The 10,077-nt window shown below is 55.3% G+C and carries 2 protein-coding genes and 1 pseudogene; 1 reads left to right on the top strand and 2 read right to left on the bottom strand.

The window, feature by feature from the left end; genetic code table 11:
* Positions 1-762 precede the first annotated feature (762 nt).
* The gene (locus EJB06_RS31320; protein ID WP_126077945.1) at positions 763-7,191 is read left to right on the top strand and encodes an NACHT domain-containing protein; all 6,429 of its coding nucleotides are present in this window, start codon (positions 763-765) and stop codon (positions 7,189-7,191) included.
* A gap of 229 nt (positions 7,192-7,420) precedes the next feature.
* On the opposite strand, the pseudogene EJB06_RS32820 reads toward EJB06_RS31320, so the two are convergent.
* Together EJB06_RS32820 and EJB06_RS31310 are read right to left on the bottom strand one after the other, a co-directional pair.
* Positions 7,421-7,678 (bottom strand): annotated as a pseudogene (locus tag EJB06_RS32820) (IS3 family transposase); the annotation flags it as partial.
* A gap of 166 nt (positions 7,679-7,844) precedes the next feature.
* The gene (locus EJB06_RS31310; RefSeq protein ID WP_126077943.1) at positions 7,845-9,953 is read right to left on the bottom strand and encodes a hypothetical protein; all 2,109 of its coding nucleotides are present in this window, start codon (positions 9,951-9,953) and stop codon (positions 7,845-7,847) included.
* Positions 9,954-10,077: the final 124 nt, after the last annotated feature.

Raw genomic sequence — 10,077 nt, 5'->3', positions numbered from 1 at the left:
TATTGAGGTGTCCGGGCAAATTAGACCACAGCAACGTTGACGTTGCCTCCGCCGGGTTCAGTTCTTATTTTGCTTGAACAACAAGTGTTACGTCCTAATATAATCTGAAACGAGCTCTCTTGCAAAACAACGGCTTAGCGCTAGGAGACCATGTCTAACCATCTTTCAAAAACTTAAACAAGGCTAAGTTCCACAAATTTTACGGGACGAGTACGAATATATTCTGAAATGGTGTTCGAGGTTGGTTGCGTTAAGGATCTCGTCGCTGCAAAATATGACCAAGGCCCGATGCGGGATGACTCTGCGGGCAGGTCGGCCCAGCGCCTCGACAACGAGTCCCAGATGCCCGAAATACGAAATTCTGTTGCCGGCGCCGAGATACACGCCTAACGACTATAGCGACCTGCGCGCCTACTGCCTCAAGCTGCCCATCGAACGGACCAGCAACCTCTACGCCGACGACGAGAGCCGTGAGGTGTAGCACGGCCTGAAACGGTATCTGGCCGAAATGCGTAACGTGTTAGTCGAGGCGCTCCTGCGTTGACAGCAAAGTCGCAATTGACAACTCGGCGGCCGAGCTTGCTTGGCGTTGTGTCGCAGGTTCCATGCATCGGAACAAAAAAGGCCGAAATCGCACCTGGCCAGTAAACCGAGCTGGAGATTGCGGGTTGCTGCTCGCGTGGCATTGCTGTCCAGCACGACGGTGTAAAATTGCTGTAATGCACGAGCCCCTCCCTGTCCGGACAAAAACGAAAAACAATAATGCCAAGCATCAAAGACGACATTGATACGGTCCGTGCATCACGCGCAGGCCACACTTTCCACGAGCGGTGGGCTGCTCGGCGAGCATTGCAGCTGGTCTTCCCGAATGACTCTCTATTTGCTATGGCCGTAGAGGGGATTTCGTCAACAGAAGCTGCCAGGCCGGGAGCGAGCGCCGAGGAGGTGGCTGACCTGGTCCTATATTATGGACGCGGCGACAATTTTGAGACTTGCGAACGGCTCGAGACCGTACAGTTCAAGTACAAGATTCGCGATGTGGCCGTTACTGCGGCCTATCTCAAAAAAACGATCGAGAAGTTCTCTGATACTATCCTCGGCTACGAAAAAGAGTTCTCGGCTGCCGAAGTTGATGAGAAATTGTCGTTCTTCTTCGTAACAAACGCAGAATTCAAGCCAACTCTCTGGCAAGCTATAACGTCCCTCGTCAAGGGTACGAAGCCGTCAGACCCCGACGCAGCCACGCAAGCACGCAATATCAGCAAGTGGTGCTCCGCACGCGGTCTATTCGACGCAAGCCGTCTCTTCTCGCGATTGGCATTTAGGGCTAGAGAGAAAGACCTTGCGGGTCAAGACAATGCACTCAGGCGAACACTTACCGACTGGTCGGCCGGCGCCGATTCGGAGGCCCGGGGCCGGTTGCTCGGCCTCCAGGAGCTTGTCCTCAAGAAGGCCGGCCCGAGCGGTCAAACAAAAAATCTAATCTATCGGGAAGATGTTTTGGATGCGCTCGATTGCGAGCCAGATGACCTTTTCCCGGCAGATACCCGCTTCATCGATGTGGGTGCCGTCGTTGAACGAGCAGAATTATTAACGGTCAGTAATTTGATCAAGGATTCCGCGCTGCCGGTCTTTCTCCACGCCGAGGGCGGAGTGGGAAAAACCGTGTTTGTTCAAAGCCTCGCTTCCAAAATATCCAGCGAGTTTGAGATCGTCATTTTTGATTGCTTCGGCGGCGGTTCCTATCGCTCGGACAATCACTCACGCCACCTGCCAAAAATCGGGTTGGTGCAAATCGTCAACGAACTAGCCGCACGGACGCTTTGTGATCCGATGCTTCCGGGCGGAGATGACAGCCGTAAGATCATCAAGGCCGCACGCAGACGACTCGCACAAGCGGCGGCGGCGATCAGGACTCAGTCGAAAAAACTCGGTTTGCTTATCATCATCGACGCTGCCGATAACGCGCAGCTAGAGGCAGACTGCCGACACGAAGATGCATTTCCGAAGCTTCTTCTCTCGGCTATCGACGAGGATGCAAACGACGGCGTGAAGGTGCTTTTTACTGCGCGGACGCACCGTAAGGACAAGGTCATTGGTCGCACCACGGTGAATGAGGTCGAGCTAGGGCCATTTACCGATACCGAAGCCCGCGAATTTCTGAACGAGCGCAAGCCAGGTGCTTCGGCCGTGGAGTTGGCAACGGCTTTGGTGCGCTCCAGCCGAAACGCGCGTGTTCTCGACTACCTCGTTCAGACTTGGGATTCGAATATCCTCGGCAAAGCTAAGTCCGCTCCAATCACGGTCGACGAAATTATCGCGCAACGTTGCACCACGATTGTCTCTGATCTTCATGTCGCGGGATGGGCGGATCCAGAGGTAATTGAATTTTTCGTCGCGCTGTCACTCCTTCCTCCACCGATTCCCCTTGAGGAACTGGCGACCGCGCTAAGCTGGTCCGCCGCCCAAGTGAATTCCGCCGCATCGGACCTAGCTCCCATGCTTGAAATCACCTCGCACGGTGCGATCTTTCGGGATGAGCCTACCGAAACGTACGTGCGGGAGACATATTCTGCGCGACCAGAAGCCCAAAGAGTTATTGCCGACCGCCTTATGACTTCGCAGGCAACATCTGCATATGCCGCTGAAGCGCTGCCGCACTTTTTAGTCGTCATCCGCGATAGTGACAGGGCATTCGCGCTCGCCGATTCAACCGATTTTCCTATATCGGTGCAGTCGGAGTTCGGTCGCCGTAGGTTAACGCTCGCACGACTTCGTGCCGCCTTTCGATTGGCGGTAGCCGAAAATTCACTCGACCGCGTGCTCGGTCTTAGCATGCGGTTGGCTCAAGTTGAGACGGCCAACATGCGCGGCGACGCGTTCATTCGTAGCTCACCGGCGCTTTCGATTGCACTTGGCGGTGCTGACTCCTATCGACGCCTTTTTTCAGATCGCTCGGGATGGCGCGGTGCCAGAAGTGCACGGTTGACGGTCGCGTACCGCTTTGCTGGGGATACTGAAGAAGCGCAAGTCCAGTGCGGGAGCACAGTCCGATGGATTAACTGGCATATTGCACAACCGCGCGACGAGAAGCATCGCCGCCACGTCGGCCCAGAGGTCGATGATTTTGCGGCGGTGCTATTCCAGCATGTTGCTGAAGGCGAGTTTGCCACTGTAGACCGCAACTTGGTGCGCTGGAATTATCGTTTCGCAATGTCCGCTAGCAATGCACTCCTCCATTTGGTGGAGCTGTTCGATCAAGTAAGCGGAACGCGGGTATTGCAGGATTTTGCCTTTTTTGCCGCAAGCGACCAATGCACATCGCAGGCACTCAAACTGCGACTCCTAACGCGTCCCCGCTGTCTCAGTAAGCAGCAGGTGAAGGCGCTGTCGAAAGCGATTGGAACGCCCGCTGTTGCCGACGATGACGAGGAAGAAAGTTTTAGTGTTGATGCCGAGAAAATGAAGGTTGGTGCCATTGCGCACGCAGCGTTGACAACGCTCTTCTATAGCACGCGAGCCGCCGCCGCAGCGATCATGCGCCATGCGCCGCTCACCCGCCCTTCGGCGTACGACTACGGCGAGCGTCACGGAAACTCGAGGGCTTGGCCCCCGATCCTCGGCGCCTGTGTACGCGCGTGGTCCGCTGGAAGGCCCGTCGCCTATCATGACCTTCTTCCGAAGGACGTGGAAGTTACTAAGCTGGCAAAGGCTGTCGCGACCAAGGCAGAGCTGATGGCGCTTCTGAAGGAGCTGCGCGAACCAGCTGGCGCCGGCTCAAGAAAAAAAGGCAAGAAGAGCCAGGGCAAGGTGAGGTATAGCGACAGCGAACGTGAGGCAATCAGCGAAGGAATTGAGCGTGCGCTTAAATTGATGCGTCCAATCGAGGTCGCTGTCCTTTCCGGCGAAGGCATCTCGAACGCGATAGTAAGTAGCTTTCTAGACGGTTGGAGCAAGCAAGTACACAAAAACAAACACTGGAGGGATGAAAGTGCAGCTGATCTGCTCGTCAGCGCCGTCGGGCTAGGCGGCGTCCGCATCCTGCTAGACCATGCTCCCACGATTTCGACCGACCAAGCCAAGAACTTGCTCAGTCTGATTTCCTCAGGAAGGTTCGCACTTCAGCAAAAGATCGACGTGTTAGGTCAGCTCGCTCAGCGGCCAGTTCTCCAAGAACTTGCAGGTGAATTCGCGCAGGACATCGCGCAACAAATCCGCCAGGATGACGACATTGGACAGCGAGGCGATTTCTATGTGAAACTCGCTGCGTCTCTTGTGCCCATGGGGATTGAGGAGGCCCGTGAGTACTACCAACAAGGTCTGGCCCAGTTGGACCAGATGGGCGGCGAGAGCTACGCGCAGATCTACTCCCTGCTCCAGTTTGCAAGCGTCCAGCAGGGCGGTTTCCTAAAGCCCGCGCTGGCCCAGCGGCTCATGAACCTTTGCCAGACCATAGTAAGTCATGAGCCAGGCAAGTTCGGATGGACGTTGTTCGGAAGGGCTGCGGCCAATTCTATTGGCCTTCCGGCAATAGCGAAACTTGTGCGCTGGCACGACCAGGACGTAGCAGACCTGTCGTACGGATTACCGCAGCTTGCGTGCTTTCTGGCCAAGAATGGACATCTTGATCCACGCCGTGCTGCCTTTATCCTTACGATTTGTGAAGATCGTGGGTCGTGGGACTGGCGTTCCGGTGACGGCGTCGCCGACCTGATGAAACTGTCCGGACCAGCGGATCAGCGGCGGATCTTTCTGACCATCATCGAAAAATTGCGCGCTGAATATCCGTATGGTGGGTGGCCCTCTCTTTGGGACGGCTTGCTGGTAACGGCCAGTCGGTACCCAAATGCAATCACGACCGAAGAGCTAACAGCGATTGAACGCCTCAAAGCAGAGGCTAAACTCAAGCAGGATGATTTTAATAGTCGCAATAACTCGCCTCGGGAATCACTGGGCGTGCGATTGCCGAAGCCAAGCGAGAAGGAAATTGAGAGTCTCATCGCGACATTGGTGTCGCAATGTGATCCTTCATCAGCGAGTTCGATCGACGATGTTATGAAAAAGATCCGGGCGGACGACCAACTTGACTACCCTTCCGGGCGACGCTTCATCGCTGATTTACGTGCTTCGTGTCCGTACCCTAAGCGCATGGCTTTTTTGTTCGCCGTCTGCGAAGCTGTCGAACTGAAATTTAGTCAGTCACTTGAAATACTCGCCGAGAGTTTTGCCGCCTGGAGTAGCTCAACTACGCACCTTGCTTCCAATGCAAAATCACTGGTAGAACGGCTCTTCGAGTGCAAAAGTATCGAGCTGTTCGAAGGTCAATTTTCCAACATTACGCGCGACATCGGTCAGTTGTCGGACTTTAGTGGTGACAAACGTTTTGTGTTGCAGCTCGTCCTCCGCAAGGTCTCCGCGAATGAGGTCGAGCTGGACGGTGACGAGTGGCTGCAGCTGGCAACCGCGCTCTGTGACGTAACTTCGGGCCAAGCCGGTCTCGACGCGCTGGAGTTACTACTGTCCGGACCCACATCTCGCATCGCAGACGAGATCGGAGAGGGACCACTTCGCCCGGAACAAAAAATCGATTGCACTGAGGCAGAGTTCGTAGCCGACGTCATCTGGCACCTCCTCGGCGAGGACGATGGCTATATCCGCTGGACGGCCGCGAGAGGGCTGAGCACGCTGGTGGAGTTGGGACTCAACGACGAACTTGGATTGTTGCTTGACCGCTTTGACAACAGTGAAGTTGCGACTTTGACATCAGCGGACCGGAAGCTCTCCTTCCGAAACTCACAGCAATGGTTATTGATGGGGCTTGCGCGCGCCGCCTTGGGGCACGGACAAGCGATGGGGGGACTTTACCCTAAGCTACTGGCTCTGGCTCAACGAACCGACCTCCACGTCATAAACAAAATCCACATTGCACGGTGTTTGGAGAACATTCGCCTTGGGAAAGTACACGACCCGGACTTGGAGCGGTTGCTCAGAGAGATTAACCAGCCACCGCATGGGATTGTTACCAGCGACACCTATCCGCGGGATAAGAAGCCGACATCAAAATTTAGCTTCGACTATGAATTTGCAAAAAGCGAGATTAGTGGACTGGCCCACCTGTTCAATATCCATCGTGCCACGGTAGAGGATGCCATCGCGGCTGAGATTGCGCGACGATGGCCGGGTGCTACCTCAATGGATTTTTTCGCGGGGCGCGAGCGTTACGAGTGGGACAGGGATGATCGATATGAGTTCTACCGTGAGCACATTCAAAGACATGCGTTGCTCGACGTTGCTACCAACCTTGCAAGGGAGCTGCCGGTTGTCACTCGCAGCTATGAAACCGGAGGTGGCTCACCTTGGCTCGAGTGGCGCGATCGTTATGATCTCACATTCGATGACGGCTCATGGTTGTCTGATCGGAAGGATCCTGTTCCACAACAGGGGAAGGAAAATCTGCTAGGGGACAGAGTTAGTAGGAAGGAAGTGCTGCAGGATCAACAAACGTTGCTGCGGAAATTGGGCTTCGAGGACGCCGTTGCCGACGAGTTCCCATTATATGGGCGTTGGTATTCACCAGATGGCGTATCAGTATGCATCACGTCGGCACTGACAGAGCGAAGGGGCGCCACAGGTCGGTGCATGGCATTTGCCAAGCAACCAGACTATGACCTTTGGCTGCCGGAGTTTTGGGACGAAGGTTATTACGACGACCGCTCCCGGCGGGCGAATCCTTTCTTTCCGTTGGTCTGGGCACCGGAAAACCGCGGTCTCGGCATCGACGTAGGCGACGAAATCGCCGCAGAAGGGCCGGCCCAAAGGCCCCGTCTTGGAGTGGAGCTTACGAAGAACTTGAAATTGATAAATGAACCAAACAGCGGGAATTGGCGCGATGCCAATGGCAGTCTCGCGTTGAGAAGCCAGGTGTGGGGTCGCTGGACGCCCGATCCAGATAACAGGCGCCATCGCCGTCATGACGATGGTGAAATTTTGTGGGCATCCCCTGAGTGGCTCGCCGCGACAATGTCAACCCTCAACCATCGACTGGTTTTTAAGGTGACGCTTCGAAAATACGAATCGTCGCGAGCTTACGAACCTTCCAGCGGACTCAAAGCCGTTTTTCTTGGACTAAGGGCTGATGACGGACTACTGAGGGTTTGGCAGGCAAAGCGAGCTTCGAAAATAGACAATTGAAGCGCTTGTGCCGGTCATCCCGCGTAGCGGTGCCCCCTTTACTTGCCGTGGTCGGTTTGCTCTAGTCCATGCAGCAGCCGGTAACCGCAATGAAGGTCATCGGCGGATCACGTTGCTCCATGCTCCACGGTCTCAAACCGCGACCGCCTAGCGTTGGGGACGATAACGCAGCAACGACCAAAGCGGATTCGTTCCCATTTGCTCCGGCGTGAATCGCGCGCCCCACTTCAACGTCGAACTGGCGCTGCAGGTGATTTGTCGCTACCAGTGAGGGTGCACCGCCACGCTTGTATTTGCGTTTGCCGTAGCCCGTCTGCGACCGGGTTCCCGCTGAGCGCATCAGCCGGTGAACACGATTGATGCCGCAGGCTTCGCCAAGTTCACGCAAGTCGTCGCTGACCTTGCGATAGCCATACACGGCACCGCACTCCAGCCAAGACCGCTTAATGGGTACCAGCAGGCGTTGATCTTCTTTGGCGCGTTTTCGCAAAGGCTGCTCGAGCTTGCCGGCCTGGCCTGGCCAGTACCCGATGTTAATACGCTCGCAGGCTGGCCGCAAAAGCCAACAAGGACTTGCCCCAAGATCTTAAAGAAGCCAGTGGGCGCGACGGTAAAGTGATCAGTACTGGGCCGAAAGATGGCGAAGGCGCACGTTAGCTCCATTTTGTATGTCTTCGGATGAACATTGCCTCATCAAGAATTATTGCGAAAGGGATGAGGCTATCCGTTATGGCTCGCCTGTCGACATAATCCAAATGCGCGTCGGAGTCGCTCAGCATCTCCAACAAGGCGCGCAACGCTCCGTCTGCAGCCCCCGAGCTCGCACGAACCCGCCCCTCACGGACGTGCTGGCGGATGTGTACGATCAGATCGGCGTGATCGACCGAATTTTCCCTAATCTCCAGCTTGGATTGCGCATAACCTACGTAGCCACGGCGTGCCTTAGCAGCCACGGCAACTGCTTCATATAGCGCATCTACTTCACCGGGACGAATGTAGTAACGTTCGGCCGAGGGCCCATAGAAGAACGATTGCAGCTCCTGTACGCTCTCAACTACTGATCTGGTGAGTTTGCCTTCGGCCAATAAAGGCTGTTCACGCAGATCGCGCATGACAAACGTCTCCTCCAGGTAATGCGCGTAAGCTTCCGCTTTGTCCGACTTGAAAAGCCGCAACCAGGCTGTCCCGTACTTGCGCTGATAAGCCCAGCGTTTAACTTCGGGGAGCAGAGCATCATTGAGCCATGCAGCTGCATCCTCACATGACCACCACCCGCGTGGCGAACACCCCAACTCAGGGTGCGGCCCGTCCGGTTGCCATAGTATTACGACCTCGTCTCTATAGGATAGATCGTCGACCTCATCCGCGTAAAAAATGCCGTGATATCCGGTGTCGAATCGCTCTGTCGCGAACTTATGAAACGGTTTCAGCACCTGGGTATTACCATCAAACATATGCCAACCAGTATCTCCTTTCGATTCATCGTGCTCGAAGGCGAATTGACCGATTGCATGCCAAAGCGACTTCGGAATCGCGGCAAGCGCAACTTTTTTCCCTCCGCGCATCATGAAAGGAAAGTGCTGCGCGGACCATGCCAGTTCAAGCGCTATCAAAGCATCACGCATTGCGAGCGTCAGACGGTCGGCTACTTCGAGCAGTTCGCGCACGCCGGGTTCCTGCAGGGAGAGCCGACAATGTGGCAGGTCCAGTACAAACAGACCAGGTTCGTTGGGCACTTCGCCGAGAACGATATCACGGCACAGACTTTGCAGCGGGGCCCCTATCTTGAAAAGAAAACGGGTCAATAGCCAGGTGTGATCCACTGTCAGGACCATGCCCTGCATGTCGGGCCGGTTGAATGTGATTGCGGCAGATGCATGCGTGAAACGCTCATCGGGAAGGATCGCACTGAAATGGAACCATGGACCTTTGAAATGCCAGCTGTTTCCAAACTGCGTGATTTTTCGATAAATTCCGTCAATAAATGGAGACGCCCGGTACAATTCCCCGGTCTCTTCGCACGTGAGTGCGGCGCGATCGGGTTCACCTACCGGCCTTGCCGGACCGGGTTCAGAAAGATCGGTTTCACCGCGCGAATGCTCATCGCCCATGAGCTGACGCGCCCACTGCGCGACATTTTCGCGAGGGTCGAAAAACGACTTGATAACCAGTTCATAAAACGCAACTCGTTCCATCCACAAGTTCGCGAAAGTTTCCACGCTATGGAACGGGAAAAACTTTGTCAAGATGTCTGGATAGCGCTCGACCTTTAGGGTCAAATTATGAGCAGTCCACAGGTCGCCTTCGATTCCTGCACGTTTGAGCCTTTCCTTTTCGCGTTCCCAACGCTTCAACACCGCCGATCCGGCATCGCGCTGCGAGAGTATGAGTGTAAAACTGTCCGCCGACCCCGCCCAGTCGCCTTTAAGGAACGCATCGATGGCATCCGTCAGCGCGGTCGCAGTAAATTTCTTCCAGGCCTTGCACTCAAATACCCGCAGGCGGCCGGTGTCGACGGTATTAAATGCGAGGAGATCAATGCCCTCCTGCTCCGTGCCTGGCCCGCCCAGGCGCTTACACCCGGCGAGAGTGTGTTCCTTCTTCAACAGCCACCAGCAGAACTGCTCGAACGTGGTCGAATCCATACGCGTAAAATCGAGTAGTGCTTGACCGAATGGCGGCGCGGAACCGGATGGTGACACCTTTGCGTCTTGCGCAAAGTGGGCAGGCCAGTCCTGAGGAAAATGATCGTTAGCAGTCATATGGAACCTTGGTGTTCGTGCGAAAAAAAAGCAGTCTGGGGAACGGACACCGGCTGCGCTACTTCGTGTGCAGCAGCATCAAGATCGAACTGCTGTGGTCTAATTTGCCCGGACACCTCAATAG

This window comes from Massilia atriviolacea, assembly GCF_003953935.1.
Classification (GTDB): Bacteria; Pseudomonadota; Gammaproteobacteria; order Burkholderiales; family Burkholderiaceae_D; genus Telluria_A; species Telluria_A atriviolacea.
This window is presented reverse-complemented; position numbering and strand designations above follow the sequence as displayed.